Raw genomic sequence first — 25,480 nt, 5'->3', positions numbered from 1 at the left:
TAAAAAATGGATTTTGAAAAAATAAAAGAATTCATAATCAAAAAGAAGTTCATTGTAATTGGAGTTATTGTTTTGGTTTTAGGCGGAGGATATTTCATTCAGAAGAATAATCAGCCAGCGGTCAATAATAACCAAGTTTTAAGCGAAAGGAACAAAACGCAGTCTACAGAATTTTCTAAGAGCGAAACTAAAAGCCCGTCTTCTACATCAAGTTTCAATGGATCGTCTAAACAAAACACGGTAACAGTTGATATTGCAGGAGCCGTTAAACATAGCGGTGTCTACACACTGAAAAATGGAGCACGATTAAATGACTTGCTAAAAATGTGCGGTGGTTTAACTGATAAGGCAGAAACACGTGCTATTAATCGTGCAGCTCTTTTGAAAGATCAAGATCAGATTTATGTCCCGCATGTTGGTGAAAAAGTAGAAAATATTCCAGCAGCAACTAGTTCTAGCAATAGTTCGACTTCATCTGATTCCACTAATTCTAGTTCAGAGCAAGTTCATTTAAATTCGGCAACAGTTCAAGATCTACAAAAATTAAATGGAATTGGACAAAAGAAGGCAGAACAAATCATTGAGTATCGTGATCAAAATGGTGGTTTTAAGCAAATTGAAGACCTAACTAAAGTAACAGGAATTGGTGAAAAGACTTTTGAAAAGCTCAAAGATCAGCTGGCACTTTAGTTTTTATGCAGCAGGGTTTTATTTGTTGCTTAGTTTGGGATGTATTGCGATAACCTTTCTTATCTTGCAAGCCACTAAATTTTCTCAGCTTGCTATCGGAATAATTCTTTTAAGTATATTTTTTTTATTGATACTTTATAAGTTCTCGCAATATAAGCAGTTGATCATATTATTTTTAGGAATAATGATGGCACTGAGTTTTGTTAGTCAAAAAACGAGCAAATTTAAGGCTGGAGAACCAATTTTAATTTATAGCGATCAAATTAAAGTGAGTGATAATTTCTTCTACGGTGAAGGAAAAGCTGGAAAGAACAAAATATTAATTAATGGTAATGCAAATAAGTCGTTTCAAAAATATTTAAACAAATACCATGCTGCATATTTAGTAAATTACAAGGCCAAAACTGAAAATATCATGCCTGCAACTAACCCTGGTGAATTCGATTATCAAAAATATTATCGGAGTAAAAAAATAAGGGAGCGAGTGAAACTTGATAGCTATCAACTTTATCCTAAAGAAATTTCTATTTTTGATTGGACTCATATTTTACGCAAGCTGTTAATGGATTATTTTGAAAAGATGCCGAAATTTACAAGATTTTTTGCTAGTGAAATGGTTTTAGCGCAAAATCCGAGTGCAGAAAATAAGGTATTGCTTAATAGTTATCGTGATCTTGGAATTATTCATCTTTTGAGCATTTCTGGCTTACACGTAAGTTTATATATCTTAGGTATTACCTGGCTAGGGACAGTGATGAAGAGAACAGAAGAAGATGTTACGATATTTTGTATTGCTTTTTTAGTAATCGAAATCTTATTGTCTAATTTTCAAGCTGGGTTTGTACGTGCGAGTTTAAGCTACTTTTGGGGTGTTTTCTTTAAAAGAAAGAAAATCATGGTTAGTAGTGGCGACAAGCTAGGAATAGTGGCTTTAACACATTTAATGTTTAATCCTTTGTTGTTTTTAAACAGCGGAGCTATCTTAAGTTACTTGTTAGTTTTTGGACTAGAAATAAGTAAAAATTTTAAGAAAATTAGACAAAATATAGTTCTTAATTTGTTAATTACACCAATTTTATTGCATAATTTTTACCGAATTAACGTGTTAACGATTATCTATAATTTTTTAATTGTTCCAATCTTTAATTTTGTGCTCTTGCCATTAACTTTTATCGTGATTTTTTCATTTTGGTGTTTGCCAGCAATTGTAGAGCTAAGTGAACCGATTTTTAAAGTGATTGCCAATGCGACTAATTTTGTAGCTGATAAGCAATTAGGATTAGTTACTTTTGGACAGATAAATTGGCTACAAACATTATTTTTATTAGGCATGACACTATTTTTGATTATTATGTCTAAAAATAATGTCAAAAAATTAAAGCTGAGACCGATTTTGTTAGGAACTTATGCTAGCTTTTTTTGCTTAATTCATTTTCCGCTAAAGGGACAGGTGTTTTTTATTGATGTCGGTCAAGGTGATAGTATTTTGATTACAACACCCTTAAATCGTAAGTCGTATTTAATTGATACCGGTGGTAAGTTGAATTTCGGCAAAAAGAAAAGTGAACCGCAGTTAAATCGGATTACGATTCCTTTACTGTATGCACAAGGAATTGATCACTTAGACGGCGTCTTTTTAAGTCATCAAGATGCTGATCATATTGGCGACTTAAAAGCATTACTAGATCAGATTCCAGTAGAAAAATTATATTTTGCTAGAGGATTAACAGATAACCAATCTTTTAGAAAGAAAATAAATGGACATTTAAGTGATATTCAATTGGTTCCCTTACTTGCGGGAGATAAAGTTAAAACTAAAGATTTAGATTTTGACGTGGTTTATCCTTTTAAACCAGGCTTGGGTAAAAATGAAGATTCTCTGTCTTTAACTTTTAAGCTAGCAAATAAACGTTGGCTTTTTACTGGAGACTTAGGACGAGAAGGAGAAAAAGAAATTTTGAATCGCTATAATTTACAGGTAGACTATTTCAAGTTAGGCCATCACGGCAGTAAGACTTCTAGCGATCCTGATTTTTTAAAACAATTAAATCCGCAACTTGTTTTTATTTCTTCAGGTAGAAATAACCGCTTTGGACATCCCCATCAAGAGACTTTGAAAACGTTGGAAGACTTGAGTATTCCATACTTAAACACGCAAGATAGTGGTACAATTACTTGGAATTACTCACCATTTAAAGGTGAGACAATTACGACTTTTTATAAAGGAAATGCAAAATGACATTAATATCTCTTTTTAAACAGACTAATCCGAAAAATGCCAATCTTTTGATTCAAGGGCCAGATTCTTTCTTTAATGATTATTTGGTGCGTAACTATCTCAATCAAAAGAAGTTTTCTGAGCTTGATCAAGTAATTGTTGATTGCCTTGAAGATGGACTGGATGAATTGATGGCTACGCTGACAGAATCTTCATTGTTTAGTGCTCAAAAAACTGTTGTTGTTAAGAATCCTTTCTTTTTGATGGCTAAAGTCCCACAAAAATATAAGAAACAGATTGAAAAATTGACTAAAATTATCGAACATCTAGCTGATTTAGAAGATGTAGTTGTTTTTGTAGCTAATTATGAAAAGATAGATCGCCGAAAAAAGATTAGTAAGTTCTTGCTTGAACATGTTAATGTCGTTGAAACTACGCTTAAACCTTATGAAATAAGTGGAGTAATTAAGGCAATTAGTAAAGAAGAAGGCTATCAGATCACTAACATGGCACTTCAGATTCTGATGCAGAGAAGTGATCAGGTCCTTGATGTTTCTTTGAGCAACTATTTAAAGTTAAAAAATATTGTTGGTGAAGACAAGAGGATTACTGAGACTTTAATTAACGAAAATATTGATCGCTCTCTTTCGGAAAATATCTTTGAAATATTAACAGCAGCCTTTAATAAAAATTATCAAGAAGCTATGCAGCGTTTAGATGATCATTTAAGGGAAGGAGCGAGTGCGATTCAGTTACTGGCTATTTTTGAATCGCAAATTGAATTTTTGACATGTGTTAAAGTTCTTCAAAATAGACGCTGGAGTAAAGATCAAATTACTAAGGAACTAAAGGTAAATCCATATCGAGTAAAGTTAGCAATGGAGAATAAAGTTTCTTTGAATAAATTAACTGCACTTCTGAAACAGGCAATTGAACTTGATTTTGGATATAAAAATGGAACTTATCGCGGGGATGAGTTCTTGAAACTTTTTTTATTAAAAATTTAGGCGACAAAAAAAGCCCGGAGAAAATTCTCCGAGCTTTTATTTTGCCTAATATAAAGTGTCAAGCAAGTGATTACTTGTTAGCAGCCTTCTTAGATAAGCGTGACTTATCACGGTTAGCCTTGTTCTTAGAAATAAGACCTTTAGAAGCAGCCTTATCTAAAGCACGTGCAGCTTTAACTTCTAAATCGAGGACATCTTTTGCGTCATTTTCAACAGCTTCGTTGAATTTTCTTACAGCAGTTCTCAATTTACTTAATTCAGCAGCGTTGCGCTTGTTAGCAGTAGCAGTAGTCTTAACACGTTTAATTGCTGATTTAATTTGTGGCATCAAAATCACCTCGATAAAATAGATTTACTCGTTAATTATACTTAATAGAAGCTTTTGGTGCAAGGTAATTTAGGCTTGCTTTTTTAAAAACTTCCATGTAATATTATTATTTGTTGGAACCATTAACGCTGTTTTCCCGCCGCCGACGGTTAACGTTGTTAATGGCAATTATTTAAAAGAGAGGTATTTTTCTAATGGCTATTTCAAAAGAAAAGAAAGATGAATTAATCAAAGAATACGCACGTCACGATGGCGATACTGGTTCTCCAGAAGTTCAAATTGCACTTTTAACTAGTGATATCAACAACTTGAACGACCACTTAAAGGCTAACAAGCAAGACCACCACTCATACGTTGGTTTGCTTAAGAAGATTGGTCACCGTCGTAACTTACTTCGTTACTTGAAGAACAAGGATATTCAACGTTACCGTGAATTAATCAACAAGTTAGGTTTACGTCGTTAATCTTAATAATTCATAAACCTCAGCTACTCTTTGCTATAAAGAGTAGCTTTTTTGTTTCTTTCAAATTCATATTATTATATGGTAAAATTAATTAGATTAACTTCGTTTTGATCATTAAGATCCATAAATAATATTTAAGTAAAAAATAGAAAGAAGCAAAAAAATGTCACAAAAGATTAAGATAATGATCTTGGGTGGCGCACGTGAAAATGGTAAAAACATGTACGCTGTTCAAGTAGAAGACGAAATTTTTATTATGGATGCAGGTTTGAAGTATCCTGATTCATCATTGCTAGGAATCGACGTTGTAATTCCTGACTTGGATTTCTTCCGCGATTATGGCGATAAAATTGCAGGTATCTTTTTAACTCACGGTCACGCTGATTCAATTGGTGCCTTGCCATATATCTTAAGAGACTATGATATTCCAGTCTTTGGTTCAAAGTTAACTATTGAATTAGCTAAGATTGCGGTTCAGCGTGAAAATAGACGTCGTAAAAATGATCTCTTCCACGTTATTGATGCTGATACTGAAATTGAATTTAAGAATGCAAATGTATCTTTCTTTAAGACTACGCACTCAATTCCGGACTCTTTAGGAATTGATATTTCTACTAAAGAAGGAGAAATTGTTTACACTGGTGACTTTAAGTTTGATCCGTCAGCAAAAGAAGGCTACCGAACTGATTTTGTTCGTTTATCTGAAATTGCTCAAAAGGGAGTTTTAGCACTTCTTAGTGATTCAACTAATGCTGAAGCAAACTTTCCAAATGACCGTCAAACTAGCATTGAAAAATACATCTATAATATTTTTGAAAATTATGATGGTCGCATTATTGCTGCAGCTAAGGCATCAAACATTGTCCGCGTTCAAGAAATTTTCCAAGCAGCAGCTGCAACTGGAAGACATGTTTTCTTAACTGGTAGGGATGCTGGCAAAATTGTTTATACTGCAATGAAATTAGGTTACTTAAATGTTCCTAAAGGCCTCCTAGTTCACAGCAAAGATTTAAAGAAGATTCCTGATAAAGAACTAGTTATTTTAGAAACTGGTCGAATGGGCGAGCCTCTTAAGTCGCTTCAAAAAATGGCTACAAACCGCCATCGCATGATTAAGATAAAGAAGGGCGATTTAGTCTTTATTGCTACTACTCCTTCACATTCAGTTGAAACAATGGTGGCTCAAACTAGCGATATGATTTATCGTGCAGGTGGTACTGTTAAGGAACTGGGAAGAGACAAGCATACTAGTGGACACGCAACTGGGCGTGATTTGCAATTGCTAATTGATACTCTTAAGCCTAAATTCTTGTTCCCAGTTATTGGTGAATATCGTTTACTTGAAATTCATAAGGACTTAGCAATTGAAGCCGGCATGAACAAGAAAGATATTTTCTTGCCACATAATGGCGATGCATATGCTCTAGAAAAGGGACGTTTCTATCGTACAGATGCTGTTCCTGGCGAAGATATCATGATTGACGGTTCTGGTGTCGGTGACGTTGGTAATATTGTTTTAAGAGACCGTGAAGTCTTATCTGATGATGGTGTCTTTATTGCTGCGGTTACTATTGATCGAAAGAAAAAGAAGATTATTTCAGAACCACGCGTTTCAACTAGAGGATTTGTTTATATCAAAGCTAACCACGCTTTAATGAATGGCGCAGCTGATGTAATTAAAGAAGCAGTTAACAATAATTTTGAACATAAGAAATTTGATTGGACTGAATTAAAACAAGATGTTCGAAATGATGTTGAAAAGTATCTTTACAAGCAAACAGGACGTCGTCCAGTTGTATTGCCAGTTGTAATGGAAGTTAACCAAAACAGACACCGTGCAATGGCAAGACGCAATAATCAAGAAAATAATTCAGAAAAGCGCCCAACTAGAAGAAATCATCATAAAAAAGATTTAGAACAAAAGAAGGCAAAAGCTTAATGACACATGCAAGCCAAGACAATTTTCTTCTTTTAGCCAAAGAGGCAAAAGAAAATAATGACTTACCACAAGCTAAGCAGTATTTGCTTGAAGCTTTACGGTTAGGTCATGATTCAGATATTGTTTGTGAGTTATGTGAGATATATTTAAGCCAAGAGAAGGGAGATCAGGCATATTCTTTGATTAAGGAAGAGCCTGACCTTTTTTCTAATAAGAAGGTATATGATACTTATCTTAAGATTTTGGCTTTTCAGCATTACGCAATTGAAGCAGACCAACTTGAATACTTACTGGATAAAAAATTACCAGTTAAAGTTGAACCGGTTAGCCAAATTAAACAGCTAGAAATAATGCGCAACTTTAGAAAGCTTAAATATATCCAGGAAAGGGATTATTTACTTTTATATTGTTTAAATGCAGAAAACTTTACTAATTTGGCAAAAAGTATTTTAATAGATCCATCTCCTAACTTCGCATTAAGATTATCTTTATGTGAAGACTTAGTAAAACTTGGATATAGTGAAAAAATTCAAGTTTATATTTTAGGAGAGTTAAAAGAATTTATTCCTAAAGAAACAGATCTACTTGAAAAGAGTCCAATTTATCGAGAAGTTTGCGTAAGTTTAGCTGATTATTTCAGACAAGATCCAAGTAAGCTACCTTTGATGATTGGTGAGATGAATGTTTGCTTGGGGATGCTTTATCCACGCTTGAGGGATTATATTAAAGATCCTGACCAATTTGCTCATGACTTTAGAAAATACCTTGAAAAAAAGGAAGGCGGAGCAAATCAGAAACTTTTAAATAAAATATATGAATATTTGGCATATGAAAAAGCAACAAATTCTGATTTTTAGTTCCGATATTGAGCAAAAAAGGTTTACATTTTCTGTGGATCTAGTATAATCAATAAAGGATATTTTCAAAGGGGTACGAGCTAGGCTTTTACCTTTGAAAGTAGTATAATAATCAACAGAGAATTATCCGTTACTTACTCAACGGACTTCTTGCAAATTTACAGGAGGGTCATATTAATGGCAGAAAAAGAACATTACGAAAGAACTAAGCCGCACGTTAACATTGGTACTATCGGCCACGTTGACCATGGTAAGACCACTTTAACTGCAGCTATCACTACTGTTTTGGCAGAAGACGGTTTGGCACAAGCTGAAGATTACTCACAAATCGATGCTGCTCCAGAAGAAAAGGAACGTGGTATTACTATTAATACCGCTCACGTAGAATACGAAACTAAGAATCGTCACTACGCTCACATGGATGCTCCAGGTCACGCTGACTACATCAAGAACATGATTACTGGTGCTGCACAAATGGATGGTGCTATCTTGGTTGTTGCTGCAACTGATGGTCCTATGCCACAAACTCGTGAACACATCTTACTTGCTCGTCAAGTTGGTGTTCAATACATCGTTGTATTCTTAAACAAGGTTGACTTAGTTGACGATCCAGAATTGATCGACTTAGTTGAAATGGAAGTACGTGACTTGTTAACTGAATACGATTACCCTGGTGACGATGTTCCTGTTATCCGTGGTTCAGCTTTGAAGGCACTTCAAGGTGACCCAGAACAACAAGACGTTATCAGAAAATTAATGGAAACTGTTGACGAATACATCCCAACTCCAGAACGTGATACTGACAAGCCATTCTTAATGCCAGTTGAAGACGTATTTACTATCACTGGTCGTGGTACTGTTGCTTCTGGTCGTATCGACCGTGGTACTGTTAAGGTCGGCGATGAAGTTGAAATCGTTGGTTTAACTGACAAGGTTGAAAAGTCAACTGTTACTGGTTTGGAAATGTTCCACAAGACTCTTGATCTTGGTGAAGCCGGCGATAACGTTGGTGTATTGCTTCGTGGTATCGACCGTGATCAAGTTGAACGTGGTCAAGTTTTAGCTGCACCTGGTTCAATTCAAACCCACAAGAACTTCAAGGGTCAAGTTTATATCTTGAACAAAGATGAAGGTGGTCGTCACACTCCATTCTTCTCAGATTACCGTCCACAATTCTACTTCCACACTACTGACGTAACTGGTAAGATTGAATTGCCAGAAGGTACTGAAATGGTTATGCCTGGTGATAACGTTGAATTCACTGTTGAATTGATCAAGCCAGTTGCCATTGAAAAGGGTACTAAGTTTACTATCCGTGAAGGTGGTAAGACTGTTGGTGCTGGTCAAGTTACTGAAATCCTTGACTAATTCCAAACTTTCTTAAAAGAAGATGTATCTTAGGATACATCTTTTTTTTATCCAAAAATTTAATAAATCTTTCTCTGGATTTGTGTTTTAGCAGCGTTTAGGGTAAGATAGTTAAGTGTGCAATAGCAAACCCAAATTTGACATCGGAGGTATTTAATTAATGTCTGTAAAATGGGAAAAGACCGGTAAAACATCCGGTGAATTAACTTTTGAAATCTCACAAGAAGAAGTAAAAAAAGGCTTAGATCAAGCTTTCAAACGTGTTAAGAAGAACTTGCGTGTACCTGGTTTCCGTAAGGGCCACGTTTCTCGTGTTGTTTTTGATCAATTTTATGGCGAAGAAGCTCTTTACGAAGATGCTTTAAACATTGTTTTACCAGAAGCTTACACTGCTGCAGTTAAGGAAGCTGGTATTGATCCAGTTGGTCAACCACAAATTACTCCTGTTTCAATGGATAAGAACAAGCCTTGGGAAATGAAGGCTACTGTTTCTGTTAAGCCAGAAGTTAAGTTAGGTGACTACAAGGGTATCGAAGTTCCTAAGCAAAGTACTCGCGTTTTAGTTAAAGACGTAGATGCAGAATTAAACAAGCGTCGTGAACAAAATGCTGAATTAGTATTAAAGGACGGCAAAGCTGCTAAGGGCGATACTGTAACTATCGATTACACTGGTACTATTGATGGTAAGCCATTTGACGGCGGTAGTGCTCAAAACTACTCATTAGAATTAGGTTCAGGTACTTTCATTCCTGGCTTTGAAGATCAACTTATTGGTCACAAGGCTGGCGATGATGTAGATGTTGTTGTAACCTTCCCAGAAGATTACGGTGCAAAAGACTTAGCTGGTAAAGAAGCACACTTTGCTACTAAGATTCATGAAGTGAAATCTAAAGAATTACCTAAGTTAGATGACGAGTTTGCTAAAGACGTTGATGATTCAGTAGAATCACTTGATGAACTAAAAGATAAGATCAAGAAAGACTTGAAGAAGCACAAGGAAGATGACGCAAAAGACGCTATCCAAGATGCAGCAATCAAGGGTGCAGTTGAAAATGCAACTATTGATGAAATTCCTCAAGCAATGATCGATGAAGATGTTCAAAACCAATTGAACCAATACTTAGGCAACATGCAACGTCAAGGTATTGACCCACAAACTTACTTCAAGTTAACTGGTACTACTGAAGCTCAATTGCGTGAACAATTAGCTAAGGGTGCTGCAGAACGTGTTAAGACTAACCTTGTTTTGGAAGCAATTGTTGCAGAAGAAAAACTTGACGCAACTGCTGATGAAATCAAGCAAGAAATTAAGGACTTAGCACACGACTACAACATGGATGAAAAAGTTGTTCGTCGTAGCTTGAGTGATGATATGCTTAAGCATGATATTGCTATCAGAAAAGCTATTGATTTAGTTGCTGACAAGGCAAAGCAAGTTGCTAAAAAAGCTACTAAGAAATCAAGTGCTAAGAAGTCAACCAAAGATGACGCAAAAAAGGCTGATAAATAATAGTTGATAACTAGTTTAAGAAAAGGGCGGCTATGACAGTCGCTTTTTTCTTTACTATTAATTAATAAGACAATTTTCTTTACTCTGTCAAAGTGAACTGCTAAGCTTATTTTGACATAAAGTAAGTGAAAAGGAGGAAGGCTCATGGCTAATGAAATTACTGAACAAGAAGAAGTAAAATGTTCTTTTTGCGGTAAACCACAGTCACAAGTTAAAAAAATTGTGGCTGGAAATGGAGTCTACATTTGTAACGAGTGTATCGATCTTTCCAAAAAAATTATTGATGACGAATTAAAAGCAGATTCCATCAAAGAAACAAAAGATTTGCCTAAGCCAATGGAAATCAAAAAGCAATTGGACGAATATGTAATTGGCCAAGATCGTGCCAAGAAAGTTCTTTCAGTTGCTGTTTATAACCATTACAAACGTATTAGTCAAATGGATATTGATAGTTCAGGAACTGAACTTCAAAAGTCAAACATCGCTTTAATTGGACCAACTGGTTCAGGTAAAACATATTTGGCTCAAACTTTGGCTAAAATTTTGAATGTTCCATTCGCTATTGCAGATGCCACAACATTAACTGAAGCTGGTTACGTTGGTGAAGATGTAGAAAATATCTTGCTTAAATTATTACAGAATGCTGACTATGATTTAGAGCGAGCACAACGTGGAATTATTTACATTGACGAAATTGATAAGATTTCTAAAAAAGCAGAAAATGTTTCAATTACTCGTGATGTTTCCGGTGAAGGTGTTCAGCAATCACTTCTTAAGATCCTAGAAGGAACTATTGCTTCTGTTCCACCTCAAGGTGGACGTAAGCATCCACAACAACAGATGATTAAGATTGACACTACCAATATCTTATTCATCGTTGGTGGTGCTTTCGATGGTATTGAAAATATCGTTAAGAACCGTCTAGGTAAAAAGACAATTGGTTTTGGTGCAGAAAATGGACTTAACCAAGTAGATGCAGATGATTGGCAAAAGAACCTCACTACTGGTGACTTAGTTAAGTTCGGTTTGATTCCAGAATTTATTGGACGTATTCCAATTATCACTACGCTTGATAAGTTGAGTACTGAAGACTTAATCAGAATTTTAACTGAACCTAAGAATGCACTAGTAAAGCAATACAAGAAATTATTGTCTCTTGATGACGTTGATCTTGAATTTACTGAAGGATCCCTCAAGGCGATTGCGGATATGGCGATTAGTCGTCATATGGGTGCACGTGGTTTACGTTCAATCGTTGAAAATTCATTGATGGACGTTATGTACCGCACACCTAGTGAGGATAACATTCAAAAGGTAGAAATTACCAAGGATGTTATTACTAAACATGCACAGCCTAAGATCACTTATAAGGATGAAAAGGCTAAAAAAACGAGTGAGGCGACTAAATAATGAAAGTCGTAGATACTGAATTTGTAATTAGTGCAGTTTCTGAAAAACAATATCCTAAAGATGATTTACCAGAATTTGCCTTAGCTGGTCGTTCAAATGTTGGAAAGTCGAGCTTGATTAATACGATTGTTAATCGTCGTAAATTAGCTCGTACTTCTCAGCAACCAGGTAAAACTCAAACGCTTAATTTCTATAAGGTTAATAATGAGTTATATTTAGTTGATGTACCAGGTTATGGCTACGCCAAGGTATCTAAAAAGCAAAGAGCTGCTTTTGGCGAAATGATTCAAGATTATCTTGAAACTCGTGCTGATTTAAAGGGACTAGTTCTTTTAGTTGATGCGCGGCACGATCCAACTGCTGATGATATCAATATGTTTAATTATGCTCTCTATCTTGATATTCCAATATTAGTGGTAGCAACTAAGATGGATAAACTAAAGAAGATGGAAGCAAGCCAAATTAAACAAAAAATCGGCAAGAGCCTAGATTTGAAACAAGAAAATGTATCGTTCTTACCATTTTCAAGTGTTTCTAAATTAAACGTTGATAAGTTTTGGAACTGGATTGAAGATAATATGTAATTTAAAAAAATTGCATAATTTACTGATTAAATCTATCTAACTTTGTTATAATAAAATACGTTGAAAATATTGAACTGATAATATTTCAACAACCTTTGAAAAAGAAAAATACCGGTTGGAGCTAATAAGCTCTAGTCGGTATTTTTTCTTGCTTAAATAAATGAGTTAGCTTTAGAATTAAAATATATACTTTAAGGAAATAGGAGATAAAAATGACTAAGAAAATCTTATTTGTTTGTCATGGTAATATTTGTCGTTCACCAATGGCTGAGTTTATTACTAAAAAGATTGTCAAAGAGCTTGGTAAAGAAACTGAATATGAAATTGCATCGGCTGCTACAACTGAAGATGCAATTATTGGTGGTATTGGCCATGATATTGATGTACGCTCACAAAGAGTTATGAATGAACATGGTATTCCTTTTAACCATCGTCAAGCTAGAAAAATGATCAAGAGTGACTATGCTAAATACGATTATATTATTGGTATGGATGAAGAAAACTTTTTTGACATGAATCATATTTCAGCAGGAGATCCAGAAAGAAAGGAATATAAGCTCTTATCCTTTGCTGGTTCTATGATGGATGTTGATGATCCGTGGTACACGGGTGACTTTGAAGCAGCTTATCAGGATATTTACCGTGGTTGTGAAGCTTTGATTAATAAGATTGAGAAGTCAGATAACTAATGCAAGTTTTACCAATATTCTTAATTATTTTGGCGGTAGTAGTTACGGGCTATATTTTTACCTCTAAAAATCGCTTCTACTTTTTAAAGGCAATCATCTTATTTTTAGGACTCCTTATACTTAGTACGATTAATTTCTTGATCTTTTTTGGAATTGCGGCCTTGTTTATTAATCGAATTCACGACATGAAGCTAGGAAACTTATTCTTACTTCTAGCAGCGCTTGTAATTCTATCGGGCCTCTTTATGTATGAAGGGTTAAAGAGATTTAGCAAGCATCATCAGATTTCGGAGATTACATTAACTCTGATTGAATACTGCATCCAGTGGTCTTTGATCTACGTTACGGTTTATCAATCGATCTTTAATAATATCGCTAAAATCCATACCATCACTAAGATGATAAAAAATGTCCACATCCTAAATCCAGATTTGTTAGTAGTGATTATTTTACCGTCATTTATTTCGATTTGGATTGCAGTTGTTCTTTTGAAAAAATATCAGCATGACCTGTAAAAGATAGTCTTATAGAAGGACTATCTTTTTATTATGTGAAGCTCAAATTTTTGTCATTAAGCTACTATCCTCATACAATTAAAGATGAGAGCGGATTATATATGAAAGGAGGCTGTGATTATGACAGTTCCGACATTTGATCGTGAAAGAGAAGAAATTATTAAAGATGTACGTGAAATGATCCATCGTGACCGTAATAATGGTTTCATTTTGGAAGAGTTACAAAGTAAATATGGTAAAGATTTTTCTGATGATGACTTGAAGGCTTTGATTAAAAAAGCTAGTGAATAGCAAGAAAGTAGGCATACTATGAAAATTAATTTTTGGATGGATTATGCATCTCCATTTTGTTATATTGCTTTTCATAAGTTAAACGAAGCGATAAAGTCAGTAGGTATTGATCAAAATAAGTTAGAATATAACTTTTGCGCTTTTCAAATTGATCCAACCGCTACTGAAAATCCACGCTTAACACGCGGAGAGATATTAATGCAAAAAGATGGTTTAACCAAACAGCAACTTCGTGAAAGATTTCAAAATATTACTGAACAGGCTAGAGATGCTGGTTTAACTATTGATTATGCAAATACGCTTCCTATTAATACGATGAAGGCTTTGCGCTTAACTGAATGGTCTAATGATACGCAAATAAACCAAAAAACAGCTAAGTTAATTGATGAGATCTTTACAGCTTACTTTGTTGAAAACAAAAATATAGCTAATGATGATGTTTTATCAAAAATAGTCAACGACGCTGGATTGGATGCCTCATCTGCCAAAAAGATTCTTACTAGTGAAGAATATAGAGATGTAGTTATTGAAGATGAAAATGACTTAGCTAATCGAAATGCAGATGCAGTGCCATACTTTGAAATCGGTCAATATCATGACGAAGGTCTGCCTACTAAAGAAGCTTTGATTGAAGCAATTAACAATTTAATATATCAGAAGGCAAACTAGCCTCTTATTACTAAATTTCTTCTATTTAAAGTGTAATTTTGCTTATCAAGTGAAATTGCACTTTTTATGTAGGTTTAAAAAGGTCCGAAAGTTAAGATTTAATGGTAGGATAAGAATGGAAGAAAAAGGAGAAAAATACAGATGAAGAAAATATTGCTAATGAGCGCAGTAGCTCTCAGCTTACTTGGGGCTAGTGCTTGTTCAAATAATTCAAATTCGACTAGTAATAATAGTACTAAAAGTTCTAAAACTGTTCAAAAGAAGTATTGGAATAAGAAAAAAGACCAAAAACTTGTTAAAGAGATGGACAAGTATGGTAAAGACAAGAAGCAGACTTACACTAAATACGATGGTAAGAATAAGCTGACTACTGCAAGCCGTATTTACCCAGATGCATTTAAGAAAGATACTTTTAAGCTAAATGGTAAAAAGATTAGTATTGGCTGGAGTCCCCAAGGCGAGCATCATTATGACTATGATGTATTGGCTATTTATAACCATGACTTGACTAAAAATGGTCAACATAAGACTTTTCTCTTTTGCTGGCACAAGCAAAAGCCAATTGTTCTTGTAGATGAATCTGGTAAGGGCGATATTGTTAACTTACATGTTAGCCAAGATAAGTCACTAAATGGTAGCTTTTCAAATATTATGTATGGTGAAAATATCTAGCTGAAAGTCTGCTTCGGCAGGCTTTTTGTGTCTAAAAATAAATATCCGTATAATAGATGACAAGCGAGATGATTGAAATAGGTAGGAAATAAAAAATGTTAAGTAAGAGAATGAAAGAATTACTCGATATGGTGTATGAAACACCAAATACAATTGATTTAGCAGTGGTTGTACAAACACCTGATTTTGATGAAACATTCATTAGTGATAATCTACGACGTTCTTATCAGCCAGCAAGAGCTGAAGGACTAATTTTTAGATTAATTGGAACTTTTGTCCAAACGCTTGACTTAGATTATCGTGAATTCATTGATGTCTTAAAGGGCGACTTAGAAAATGATCTATTTAATGTGAATGCCATGAAGAAGTTAAAGCGACCTAATCAAAAACTTTCTGATGATAAATTTGAACGAGCAGAAAAGCAAGTAGAAGATGTGGTTGATTTTGCGGAAAAATTAGTTAGTGAAGGTTCAATTGGCGATTATGTTTTAGTAGTTAACTATAATCAAGAAATAGGAGACGTTTTCTTCCATGATACTAGCGATCAGAATATGTCGACGTATCATGACATTCAAGTTATGGTAATGGAATATGCTAATCGCAAGCTTCTTAACCCCGTGGCTGTTATAAAAGATTTAAACAAAAGAAGACCTGCTCCAGCCAAGTTACTTAATAAGAAAGCTTTTGAAGATAGAAATATTGATGGTTTTAAGATAGAAGATTTTTGGCAAATATATCGTGCTCCTTATCAGGGCGGACAGTTTGACTTAGAAACACCAGAAAGTTTGCGGTTAGAAAAAGCACTAATTAAATATAGTAAAAACTTGCAGCGGTTAAATTTAACTTATTTTCTCTTATTTGTTAAAACTGACCGCTATGTCTACTTGGTAACCCCATCATTTAGGACTGAAGAAGACTTGTTGGAAGCCTTAGTAGGATATTTAACTACTTTAGAAGTTAATATGGACTTTACTGATGAAAAGTTCAAAGAAATTAGCGATATGATGCTTGAAGAAAAATCTTATTTGGGCTTAGCTCATGGTAAAGAACATGTTTATGCAATTGATTTGCCAATTAAGCGAGAAGTTGATGATGGTAAAGAAATTCGTAAGCAAATTAATGATATTTTCAGTGAGCTTTTGACTTATCAAAAGATGGGTACAATTCACGACTTTTACTTATTTGCAAATGTTGAGGATAATAATTTCACTGGCGGGATGATGGAAGGAAATAACTTAACTAGTTACTTATTGAATTTCGTTGAATTATTAGCATATTTAACTCATATGTATCCAAATTTGGCTCCAAAAAAAATTATTGACTTGGTTACAACTAAAGAAGAGTTAAGACGTAAGCGGAAATAGTTGATTTCTTAGCTTAAAGTTCCTATTGTAATAGTGAGAGTGTAATTAAGAGAAAGAAGAGTTGAAAATGAAAATTTCAATTTGGAGCGATTACGCATGCCCATACTGTTACATTGGTGAAACTTACTTGCAAAGGGCAATTAAGGAATTAGGCGTTCAAGATAAGATTGATTATGACTTAAATGCTTTTCAAATTGATTTAGATGCTCCTAAGTCAACTAAGTCAACCAATGCTGCTCTTTTAGCTTATGAAAAGGCTATTCCTTTAAGTAAGGCAAATGCAGCTTATGATCATGCTAAGGTGCTGGGTAAAGAAGCGGGGCTGACAATTAATGAAGCAACTGCTTATAACACTAATACGATGGACGCTCACCGGATGGTTCAATGGGCTAAGAATACTTACCATGATTCTAATCTAATTGAAAAATTAGCCGATGACTTGTTTTATGCTTACTTTACTGAAAATAAGGAATTGGCAGATCACGAAGTGCTGCTTGAAATTGCAAAGAAAAATAATTTAGACTTAAATGAAGTAAAGAAATTATTAGAATCAAATGATTATCAAGATGTAGTCATGCAAGAAGAAGCAGACTTGCAAAGTCGCGGTATTCAATCGGTTCCCTACTTTATTATTGCTGGTCAGCAATTTGATGGTGTTCAAGATGTTTCAACCTTTAAAACAGCAATTGGAGCAGCTTTAGGGATGAAGCCAGGAGAGTTTTTAAACTTTTAAAAGTTATTTTAAGATCCTACGTTTTTATGGGCGTAGGATCTTTTTTATATGGTGATTTTCTGGTATTATTATAATTCATAATAATAGTTGTTATATAATTTTGGAAAAGGAGATGAAAATGAAAAATAAACTAAATCTTTTTAGCATTGGACTACCACATAATGAAAGCTTAAATAACTGGTCCAAAGATCTAATTAGGCAGAGATTAGAAAGTAGTAAATTAGCCTCATACCTTATACCATTTGTGTCTGAGAATATAAGCTATGAATTAAATGAAAACATGGTAGCTTTATATGATTTCCACCAAAGTCCAATTAGAGGAAAATATCAGACAGTAATTTTTGATAAAAAAGATGGTATTATTTTATGCCAGAAAAACAGTCGTCAATTGATTAATCATTTGCTAAAAGACCAAATGATTTTAGGGGCTGTTTTACAAAAGAAGCTGCAAAAAGAACTTGGCTTTTATTATCGTCATACAATTTCTTTAGGCGAGATCGCATATTTTTCGCTTAGAGCTCATTCGGAAAAACATACTTCCTGGATTGGTTTGCATCATATGCAGACAGTACGGCAAGAAGAAGGAAAAGTGACTTTTTCGTATCAAGAGAATGGTTATAGTTACAACTTTGAGTTTGAAGATTGTGCACCGCACTTGTACAAGCGATTAGCTGAGGGAATCACTCATAATCATGTTTTAGGACAAATGTTAGTGAGGTATGCGAATTCGCATGGCTTTCATTTGAATCTCTGCAAGTGCCGAAAGAATAACTTAGTTGCTAATCAAGAATACTTTTACTTAACTAAGATTCAGAATGCTTTGAACTTAACTGACTTAGCTGAGGAAGCAATTGAAGAATTTCATAAAAATTATGGTCGCCATTGTGCTGAGTTTTTTGATATTAAGGACTGGCAGGTGCATGACCATAATCTGATTTATCGATTGTCTAGAAGAATTAAATCAATTTTGTAACACGCTTTTGAGCGTGTTTTTTCTTTACCAGAAATTGAGTTGCTGATCATAGTAAATGCAGGAAAGTAGTTAGCGCAAAAAGAATAGAAAGTTAGAGTTTGCAACGCTTTTTGCCTATCAAGTCTTGGATTTTAAGAAGATTTTCTTCTTGATACTATGCTAAATGCACAAGCGCTTGTGACATTACTTAAAAGGAATGATCACATGATTAGAGAAGAAAGTTTTATTAAAGCCTGGGAAAATCGTCGTTTAGTTGGTGGAGCAATTAAGGCAGCTGGAGTTAGAGCGAATTATCAAGATTATGCTGATTTGTTTCAAGACGGGGTCTTGATTTATGCAGGGATGATTGAAGAAAGTCCTAGTCAAAATATTGATAAGTTAGCTTTTAAGAAAATACTCTGGCACACGCTAGATGAGTTAAGGAAAAACCAGCGTAGGAGCGAACGAAATGAAGAAATAAATAACGAGCTAGAAACAGATCAAGATTTTGCAAAAGCAGAAGTTGACTGGGATAGTTTAGTTGTTTTGAAAGATGAAGTTAAGAAGTTAAACAAGCTTGAGCGACTCTTGTTTTTTGAACATTTGCTGGCGCAAAGAGAAATTTCTGGGTTGGTTGAGCAGGCGGGATGCTCCAGAAGAACTTTGCAGAGAGTGAAAAAAGATCTGCTCTTAAAATTACGAAAATCATTGTAAAAATAAGAAAAATCCTCTTTTGAATAAATAACATAATAACTTTTTCAATGAATTCATATTGATTTTATGGGGGGGGTGAAAGTATACTTATATGCGTGAAGATGGTTAGGACGCTATTTAGAGCATGTTTTAAATTTAATAAAGATATTTTTTTAAGCCAATTGTGAATTTTCTATGAATTTTTAAACATTTTTTGTATAATGATTTTTAGTGTTACTAAAAAGCAAAAAATAAAAGAGGAATAAAATGGATCATAATAATAGTGATAATCACATAAAGCATCGCTCACATCATCACCGTCATCATCGACGTAAAAAGTTTTGGCGTATCTTTTGGATTGTATTAGGTGTCTTCCTTGTGGTAGATATCATTGCGGTTATTATCGCTTGGCACAATATCCATGTTGCCACTAACAATATGTATAATCCGATGAGTAACGAGATTAGTGATCGGAAGGTTAGCGATACTCTTAAGGATAAAAAGCCAATGAGCTTGCTTTTGCTGGGAACAGATACAGGTGAATTTGGTCGTTCTTACAAGGGTAGAACTGATACCATTATGATGATGGTTATTAACCCTAAGACTAATAAGTCAACAGTTGTTAGCTTGCCTCGAGACATGAAAGTTAACTTGCCGGATTATCCAGACTATTCACCAGCCAAGATTAATTCAGCTTATACTTATGGCGGTGTAGATGAGACTGTTAAGACGATCAAGAAGTACTTTAATATTCCAACTGATGCTTACGTGATGGTAAACATGGGCGGATTAGAGAAGGCTATTGATCAAGTTGGAGGAGTGACAGTTAAGTCGCCATTAACATTTGATTATGAAGGCTATCATTTTACTAAGGGCGCAACTTATCACATGAATGGGAAGAAAGCTTTGGCATTTAGTAGAATGCGTTATGATGATCCCAAAGGAGATTATGGGCGTCAAGAAAGACAAAGACTTGTAATTATGGCATTATTAAAGAGTTCCATTTCGTACAAGACAGTCGTTAACCAACCATTCTTGAACTCAATCTCTAAGCAAACCATGACGAATTTAACTTTTGACAATATGGTTGCTTTAGCTCAAAATTATCGTCATGCGACTGATAATGTAACTACTGACTACGCTCATGGACAAGGCGACTGGGAGAATGGCGTTGCCTATGAATCAGTTAGTCAAGCAGAGTGTCAAAGAATTAGTAATAAGTTACGTGCTGCCTTAGGGCTTAAGCCGGAAACCTTGAAGACAGGAGAATAGGAAAAAGTGGAAAACAGTACAAAAACTGAAAATACAATCGATTTACGTAGATTATGGATGCTCCTTCGAGCACATATCTGGTCTATTATTCTATGGGCAATTGGATTAGGAGCAGTTGGGTTTATCTTAGCTGCTTTTGTGGTTGAACCTAAATATACTTCAACTACTCAAATCTTAGTTAACCAGAAACGTAATGCAAATGATGCAAATCAGGCATATAATGCACAGCAGGCTGATGTTCAGGTAATCAATACCTATAAGGATATTGTTACTAATCCAGTTATCTTAAAAGATGCTTCTAAATGGATCAAGAATCCTACTGAAGTAGTGAAACCTGCTAAGAAGGCTAAATATCGTACATTAGCTGATGGTACTAAGAAATTAGTTAGTCCAGCAGAACCAGCAGTAGTTAGAAGAGCTGGACGTGGATATAGTGTTAGTGCAAGTGAAATGCAAAAGTCTGTTTCTGTTTCTACACAACAAAATTCTCAAGTATTCACTATTAGTGCTAAAAGTAACGATCCTGAAAAGGCTCAAGCAATTGCAAATGCAGTTGCTCAGACTTTTAAGCGTAAAATTAAAACAATTATGAATGTAAACAATGTGACTATTGTTTCTCCTGCTTCTCGTGGTAGCAAGACTTTCCCAAAGACTACACTCTTTACATTAGCAGGTATTGTGTTGGGGTTAATTATCAGCATTGCTTTAGTAATTTTGCGTGATTCATTTAATACTACAGTAAGAGACGATGATTACTTGACTAAGGAATTAGGATTAACTAATTTAGGTCATGTATCACACTTCCACTTATCCAATAGTTTTAGTATTAATAATGATAATAATTCTGGGAAGAAGAAACGAGTATAGGAGCGTATAAATGGGATTGTTTAATAGACGTAAAAAACGTGGTACCGATGAAACCATGCAATATGGTGCTAAGTTAATCACTGTAGCTAAGCCACAAAATCCAGTTAGTGAACAGTTTAGAACTGTAAAGACAAATATTGATTTTACAAGTGTAGATCATCAAATTAAGGCCTTAGCCTTTACTTCTGCTAATATAAGTGAAGGTAAGTCAACTGTTACAGTTAATACAGCTGTCACTATGGCTCAAGCTGGTAAGAAGGTATTACTAATTGATGCCGATCTTCATAGACCTACACTACATCAAACTTTTGATATTCCTAACCGAGTAGGGTTAACCACAATTCTAACTTCACATTCTAATGAAGTAGACATGGCAGATATTGTAAGAGAGGATATTATTCCAAATCTTTCAGTTATGCCTGCTGGTCCTATTCCACCTAACCCAGCACAATTATTGGGTTCTAATAGAATGCGAGCATTCTTAAATATGGTTAAAGAGCACTATGATTTGGTTGTCTTAGACCTTGCTCCTGTTCTTGAAGTTTCTGATACCCAAATTCTTGCTGGTGAAATGGACGGGGTAGTACTTGTTGTTCGACAAGGTGTTACCCAAAAGGCAGGTATTGAACGTGCCTTAGAAATGCTTAAGCTAACTAAAACACATGTTTTAGGGTATGTAATGAATGACGTAAGAACTGGCCCAGATGGTTACGGATATGGCTACGGTTACGGATATGGCTATGGATATGGTCAACAAAAAGATGGAGAATCGAAGTAAAGAAAATGGTATTAGTTGATATTCACTCGCATATATTGCCAGGTATTGATGATGGATCTCCTGATTTGGATTCATCGTTAGGTTTGGCTGAGGCAGCAGTAGCAGATGGAATTACTCATGCTTTGATGACGCCTCACACTTTAAATGGAAAATACCTAAATCATAAAGAAGATATCATAAAAGAAACTACTGCTTTTCAAAAGGCTTTAAAAGAAAATAATATTCCTTTAAAGGTCTTTCCTAGTCAAGAAGTTCGTTTAAATGGTAATTTACCTCAAGCCCTGGATGATGATGATATTCTGTTTTGTGATGAAGATGGCAGATATATGTTATTGGAATTTCCAAGTGAAGATGTACCAACTTATGCCAAGGATATGACTTTTAAGTTGCTCGGTCGTGGTATTACACCAATCATTGTTCACCCTGAGAGAAATTCTGGGATCTTAGCCCATCCGGAAAAGTTACAGGAATTTATCGAACAAGGGTGTTTAACTCAAATTACAGCTAGTTCGTATGTGGGAGTATTCGGTAAAGAAATTGAAAAATTAGCTGATAGATTTGTAGAAGCAGGACAAGTGGCAACTTTTGCTTCAGATGCTCATACATTGCCAAAACGTGAAAGTCGAATGCATGATGCTTATGAAAAGTTAGAAAAGACGCAAGGATTGGATGTTGCTAATAGTTTTAAGCAAAATGCACGAAATATTATTAATTCTGATAACGTTAACTTAAATTGGAGACCATTGAAGAAAAAGAAAAGATTTTGGTTATTTTAAATTTATTGGGGGATAGAGTTTTAAATGATGGCACAAGAGGTTAAGAAAATAAAACTAGATCCGTCAAAAGTTAAAGGACGTTGGGGCTATCATGTTATTAAAAGGGGATTTGATGTTTTAGCTAGCGGAATAGCTTTGATATTATTATCGCCACTTTTTTTAGTGTTAATTATCTTGATTAAAAAAGAAGATGGTGGTCCAGCCTTTTACTCACAAGAAAGAATTGGAAAAGATGAGAAACCTTTCAAAATGTGGAAGTTTCGTTCTATGATTGTCAATGCCGATAAAATGGTAGAACAATTAGAAGAACAAAACGAAATTGATGGGGCTATGTTTAAAATTAAAGATGACCCTCGTGTAACAAAAGTTGGTCATGTAATAAGAAAATATAGCTTAGATGAATTGCCTCAACTTTGGAACGTCTTGAAAGGCGATATGTCTTTAGTTGGACCAAGACCACCTCTACCAATGGAAGTAGAAGATTATACGCCATATGATAAATTGCGTTTAATTGTAATACCAGGTTGTACGGGCCTTTGGCAAGTAACTAAGCGTAATGACGCAGATTTTGATGAAATGGTAGAATTAGATCTTGAATATATTAATAATAGTAGTTTATGGTTTGATTTTAAGATTTTATTGAAAACTGTTGGAGTTGTTATTCATCCAAATAGTGCATATTAAGGAGAAATGTTAAAAGTATGAAAGTTTGTTTAGTTGGTTCAAGTGGCGGACACTTAACTCATCTTTATATGTTAAAACCCTTTTGGCAGAATAAAGATAGATTTTGGGTTACTTTTGATAAAGAAGATGCAAGAAGTAAACTCAAGGGAGAAAAGATGTATGGTTGTCACTATCCAACAAACCGTAATTTAAAAAACTTGATTCGTAATACTTTTTTAGCAATTAAAGTGCTCCGTAAAGAACGTCCTGATGTAATTATTTCTAGTGGGGCTGCAGTAGCAGTTCCATTTTTTTATATCGGAAAATTAATGGGAGCAAAAACCGTTTATATCGAAGTTTTTGATAGATATGATAAACCAACAATTACAGGAAAACTTGTGTATCCTATAACAGATAAGTTTATTGTTGAATGGGAAGAAATGAAGAAAGTTTATCCTAAAGCAATTAATTTAGGAAGTATTTTTTAAGGTGATAGAATGATTTTTGTTACTGTAGGAACACATGAGCAGCCCTTTAATCGTTTAGTAAAAAAAATAGATGATTTAGTAGCTGACGGCACGATCAAAGAAAAAGTAGTTATTCAAACTGGGTTTAGTACGTATCAACCAGTTCATTGTGATAATCATAAAATGATGTCTTTTGAAGAAATGCAAAATACTTTAAAAGAGGCACGTATTGTAATTACTCATGGTGGACCGTCAAGTTTCATTGAAGCACTTCAATTTGGAAAGGTACCGATTGTTGTCCCAAGACAGGAAAAATATCATGAACATGTTAATAATCATCAGGTTGATTTTACTGAATTAATTGATAAAAGAATGAATAATATAATTCCTGTTTATGATATAGAGCAGCTTGCTAATACAATTAAAAACTACGATAAAGTTGTGAAAACTAAAAACTCTGGTGAAAGCAGTAATAACAAGCAATTTAATGAAAAATTAAGTAAGATTATCGAAATCTTGGTGAACTAGACGTGAAAATTTTAGAAATTTGTACTGTTAATTTTAAGTTGAGTGGAATTCCTATTCACATACGAAATTACTATAATGAATTAAAGCATGAAAATCAAATTGATATTGTTTCTAGAAATTTTGATCCTAAGATTTTGAAAACAATGCCATTAGAAAATAAAACTAAATTATATAATTTACCAAGGAAGAAGAATTTATTTAAGTATTATTTTGGATTAAAAAAAATAATAAAAAATGGAAATTATGATGTAATTCATATACATGGCAATAGCGCTACCATGGCAATTGAACTTTTAGCTTGTTCATCTTCAAATGCAAAAAAAATTACTCATACGCATAATACAGAATATCAAGCAAAATTAATAAGCAAATTATTTTCTCGATATCTTAATGAACATACTGATAGACGGTTTGCAAGCAGTGATGATGCTGGCAAAAAATTATATGGTGAAAATAAATATGAGATTATAAAAAATGGTATTGACGTAGAATCAATACAATACAATAGAAAAGCAAGACAATCTCTTCGAAAAAAATATAATGTATCAGATGATATGTTTGTCATTGGACATGTTGGACTTTTTTGGAGACAGAAAAATCAAGAATTTTTGCTAGAGGTTGCAAAAATTTTAGCGCAAAAAAACGTAGTATTTAAAATGATTTTAATTGGCGATGGTGAAGAAAAAAAATCATTGATTCAGGATATTAAAAAAATGTCTTTAGAAAAGTATTTCTTAATTTTGCCTTCTACTAGTAAAGTTAATAAATACTACTCCATGTTTGATTTGTTTGTGTTGCCCTCTCGATGGGAAGGATTAGGCATGGTTGCAATTGAAGCACAATATGCTGGATTACCATGTTTATTATCGAAGAATGTGCCCTATGCAGCAAAGATTAGTGATTCTGTAGAATTTCTTCCATTAAGTGCTGAAGAATGGGCTAGAAAAATAATGGAAGAAAAAAATATAAAACATGATAGAACTAATTTAAAAATTTATAATTCTTATGATATTAAAGATTGTGCTCAAAATTTAGAACATGAGTATCAAAAATTATTAGGGTAGTAAGTATGAAAAATTTGATTTCGAACTTTAGTAGACGCTTTGCATTAATAACAAAACCTAAAAGAATAAAAAAATATGGGATACAATATATAATATTTGAAATTTTAATATT

Annotated in this window: 28 protein-coding genes; 27 read left to right on the top strand and 1 reads right to left on the bottom strand. The window is 34.1% G+C overall.

Features of this window, described 5'->3' with window-relative positions; all coding sequences use genetic code 11:
- Nucleotides 1–6 precede the first annotated feature (6 nt).
- The 3 genes from QM512_RS04630 to holA are packed head-to-tail and all read left to right on the top strand — an operon-like array spanning nt 7 to nt 3,915.
- Entirely contained in the window at nt 7–690 is a 684-nt protein-coding gene (locus QM512_RS04630; RefSeq protein WP_282806343.1) for a helix-hairpin-helix domain-containing protein, read from the top strand.
- Complete coding sequence (locus QM512_RS04625; protein WP_282806342.1) at nt 647–2,929, top strand: DNA internalization-related competence protein ComEC/Rec2; 2,283 nt, start codon at nt 647–649, stop codon at nt 2,927–2,929. The genes QM512_RS04630 and QM512_RS04625 overlap by 44 nt, the downstream gene beginning before the upstream one ends.
- Complete coding sequence (holA, locus tag QM512_RS04620; protein ID WP_282806341.1) at nt 2,926–3,915, top strand: DNA polymerase III subunit delta; 990 nt, start codon at nt 2,926–2,928, stop codon at nt 3,913–3,915. Before QM512_RS04625 ends, holA begins: the two co-directional genes overlap by 4 nt.
- A gap of 70 nt (nt 3,916–3,985) precedes the next feature.
- Here the strand turns inward: holA and rpsT are convergent, their stop codons facing one another.
- A complete protein-coding gene (gene rpsT / locus QM512_RS04615; RefSeq protein ID WP_003647133.1) occupies nt 3,986–4,243 on the bottom strand; it encodes a 30S ribosomal protein S20 in 258 nt (85 codons plus the stop codon).
- A gap of 194 nt (nt 4,244–4,437) precedes the next feature.
- On the opposite strand from rpsT, the gene rpsO reads away from it, so the two are divergent.
- The 24 genes from rpsO (at nt 4,438) to QM512_RS04495 (ending at nt 25,368) form a co-directional block, all read left to right on the top strand.
- Nucleotides 4,438–4,707, top strand: coding sequence for a 30S ribosomal protein S15 (gene rpsO, locus QM512_RS04610; protein ID WP_004894315.1), 270 nt, complete (start codon nt 4,438–4,440; stop codon nt 4,705–4,707).
- A gap of 163 nt (nt 4,708–4,870) precedes the next feature.
- Nucleotides 4,871–6,646 carry a ribonuclease J gene (locus QM512_RS04605; RefSeq protein ID WP_282806340.1) on the top strand — a complete coding sequence of 592 codons (1,776 nt, stop codon included), beginning with the start codon at nt 4,871–4,873 and terminating at the stop codon, nt 6,644–6,646.
- Nucleotides 6,646–7,503 carry a hypothetical protein gene (locus QM512_RS04600; RefSeq protein ID WP_282806339.1) on the top strand — a complete coding sequence of 286 codons (858 nt, stop codon included), beginning with the start codon at nt 6,646–6,648 and terminating at the stop codon, nt 7,501–7,503. Before QM512_RS04605 ends, QM512_RS04600 begins: the two co-directional genes overlap by 1 nt.
- 177 nt (nt 7,504–7,680) lie before the next feature.
- Nucleotides 7,681–8,871, top strand: a complete 1,191-nt coding sequence (tuf, locus tag QM512_RS04595; RefSeq protein WP_282806338.1) for an elongation factor Tu — start codon at nt 7,681–7,683, stop codon at nt 8,869–8,871.
- A 160-nt stretch (nt 8,872–9,031) separates the two neighbouring features.
- On the top strand, nt 9,032–10,381 hold the full coding sequence (tig, locus tag QM512_RS04590; RefSeq protein ID WP_282806337.1) for a trigger factor: 1,350 nt from the start codon (nt 9,032–9,034) through the stop codon (nt 10,379–10,381).
- A gap of 144 nt (nt 10,382–10,525) precedes the next feature.
- The gene (gene clpX / locus QM512_RS04585; RefSeq protein WP_282806336.1) at nt 10,526–11,791 is read left to right on the top strand and encodes an ATP-dependent Clp protease ATP-binding subunit ClpX; all 1,266 of its coding nucleotides are present in this window, start codon (nt 10,526–10,528) and stop codon (nt 11,789–11,791) included.
- Nucleotides 11,791–12,375 (top strand): ribosome biogenesis GTP-binding protein YihA/YsxC, encoded by a 585-nt coding sequence (gene yihA / locus QM512_RS04580; protein ID WP_282806335.1) that lies wholly within the window; start codon nt 11,791–11,793, stop codon nt 12,373–12,375. The genes clpX and yihA overlap by 1 nt, the downstream gene beginning before the upstream one ends.
- 212 nt (nt 12,376–12,587) lie before the next feature.
- Entirely contained in the window at nt 12,588–13,064 is a 477-nt protein-coding gene (locus QM512_RS04575) for a low molecular weight protein-tyrosine-phosphatase (RefSeq protein WP_282806334.1), read from the top strand.
- Nucleotides 13,064–13,579, top strand: coding sequence for an SA1002 family membrane protein (locus QM512_RS04570; RefSeq protein ID WP_282806333.1), 516 nt, complete (start codon nt 13,064–13,066; stop codon nt 13,577–13,579). The genes QM512_RS04575 and QM512_RS04570 overlap by 1 nt, the downstream gene beginning before the upstream one ends.
- Nucleotides 13,580–13,699: 120 nt before the next feature.
- Nucleotides 13,700–13,870, top strand: a complete 171-nt coding sequence (locus QM512_RS04565) for a hypothetical protein (protein WP_282806332.1) — start codon at nt 13,700–13,702, stop codon at nt 13,868–13,870.
- Between the two features lie 18 nt (nt 13,871–13,888).
- Entirely contained in the window at nt 13,889–14,539 is a 651-nt protein-coding gene (locus QM512_RS04560; protein ID WP_282806331.1) for a DsbA family oxidoreductase, read from the top strand.
- A gap of 141 nt (nt 14,540–14,680) precedes the next feature.
- Nucleotides 14,681–15,211: a DUF4767 domain-containing protein gene (locus QM512_RS04555; RefSeq protein ID WP_282806330.1), complete on the top strand. Its 531-nt coding sequence runs from the start codon at nt 14,681–14,683 to the stop codon at nt 15,209–15,211.
- Nucleotides 15,212–15,306: 95 nt separating this feature from the next.
- On the top strand, nt 15,307–16,575 hold the full coding sequence (locus tag QM512_RS04550) for a hypothetical protein (protein ID WP_282806329.1): 1,269 nt from the start codon (nt 15,307–15,309) through the stop codon (nt 16,573–16,575).
- Nucleotides 16,576–16,642: 67 nt separating this feature from the next.
- Entirely contained in the window at nt 16,643–17,308 is a 666-nt protein-coding gene (locus QM512_RS04545) for a DsbA family oxidoreductase (protein ID WP_282806328.1), read from the top strand.
- Between the two features lie 118 nt (nt 17,309–17,426).
- On the top strand, nt 17,427–18,281 hold the full coding sequence (locus tag QM512_RS04540) for a hypothetical protein (RefSeq protein ID WP_282806327.1): 855 nt from the start codon (nt 17,427–17,429) through the stop codon (nt 18,279–18,281).
- Between the two features lie 204 nt (nt 18,282–18,485).
- A complete protein-coding gene (locus QM512_RS04535) occupies nt 18,486–18,974 on the top strand; it encodes a sigma-70 RNA polymerase sigma factor region 4 domain-containing protein (protein WP_282806326.1) in 489 nt (162 codons plus the stop codon).
- Nucleotides 18,975–19,220: 246 nt separating this feature from the next.
- Nucleotides 19,221–20,225 carry an LCP family protein gene (locus tag QM512_RS04530; protein ID WP_282806325.1) on the top strand — a complete coding sequence of 335 codons (1,005 nt, stop codon included), beginning with the start codon at nt 19,221–19,223 and terminating at the stop codon, nt 20,223–20,225.
- A gap of 6 nt (nt 20,226–20,231) precedes the next feature.
- On the top strand, nt 20,232–21,092 hold the full coding sequence (locus tag QM512_RS04525) for a YveK family protein (RefSeq protein ID WP_282806324.1): 861 nt from the start codon (nt 20,232–20,234) through the stop codon (nt 21,090–21,092).
- Between the two features lie 10 nt (nt 21,093–21,102).
- Nucleotides 21,103–21,870 carry a CpsD/CapB family tyrosine-protein kinase gene (locus QM512_RS04520; protein ID WP_282806323.1) on the top strand — a complete coding sequence of 256 codons (768 nt, stop codon included), beginning with the start codon at nt 21,103–21,105 and terminating at the stop codon, nt 21,868–21,870.
- A gap of 5 nt (nt 21,871–21,875) precedes the next feature.
- Nucleotides 21,876–22,646, top strand: coding sequence for a tyrosine-protein phosphatase (locus QM512_RS04515; RefSeq protein WP_282806322.1), 771 nt, complete (start codon nt 21,876–21,878; stop codon nt 22,644–22,646).
- A 24-nt stretch (nt 22,647–22,670) separates the two neighbouring features.
- The gene (locus QM512_RS04510) at nt 22,671–23,330 is read left to right on the top strand and encodes a sugar transferase (protein WP_282806321.1); all 660 of its coding nucleotides are present in this window, start codon (nt 22,671–22,673) and stop codon (nt 23,328–23,330) included.
- A gap of 17 nt (nt 23,331–23,347) precedes the next feature.
- Entirely contained in the window at nt 23,348–23,797 is a 450-nt protein-coding gene (gene pssD / locus QM512_RS04505; RefSeq protein ID WP_003647154.1) for a PssD/Cps14F family polysaccharide biosynthesis glycosyltransferase, read from the top strand.
- A gap of 9 nt (nt 23,798–23,806) precedes the next feature.
- Nucleotides 23,807–24,304, top strand: coding sequence for a glycosyltransferase (locus QM512_RS04500; protein ID WP_282806320.1), 498 nt, complete (start codon nt 23,807–23,809; stop codon nt 24,302–24,304).
- A gap of 2 nt (nt 24,305–24,306) precedes the next feature.
- Complete coding sequence (locus QM512_RS04495) at nt 24,307–25,368, top strand: glycosyltransferase (RefSeq protein ID WP_282806319.1); 1,062 nt, start codon at nt 24,307–24,309, stop codon at nt 25,366–25,368.
- The last annotated feature ends 112 nt before the right edge of the window (nt 25,369–25,480 follow it).

This window comes from Lactobacillus isalae (assembly GCF_947539375.1).
Classification (GTDB): domain Bacteria; phylum Bacillota; class Bacilli; order Lactobacillales; family Lactobacillaceae; genus Lactobacillus; species Lactobacillus isalae.
The sequence above is the reverse complement of the archived record's forward strand: the minus strand, read 5'-3'. Positions and strand labels throughout refer to the sequence as shown.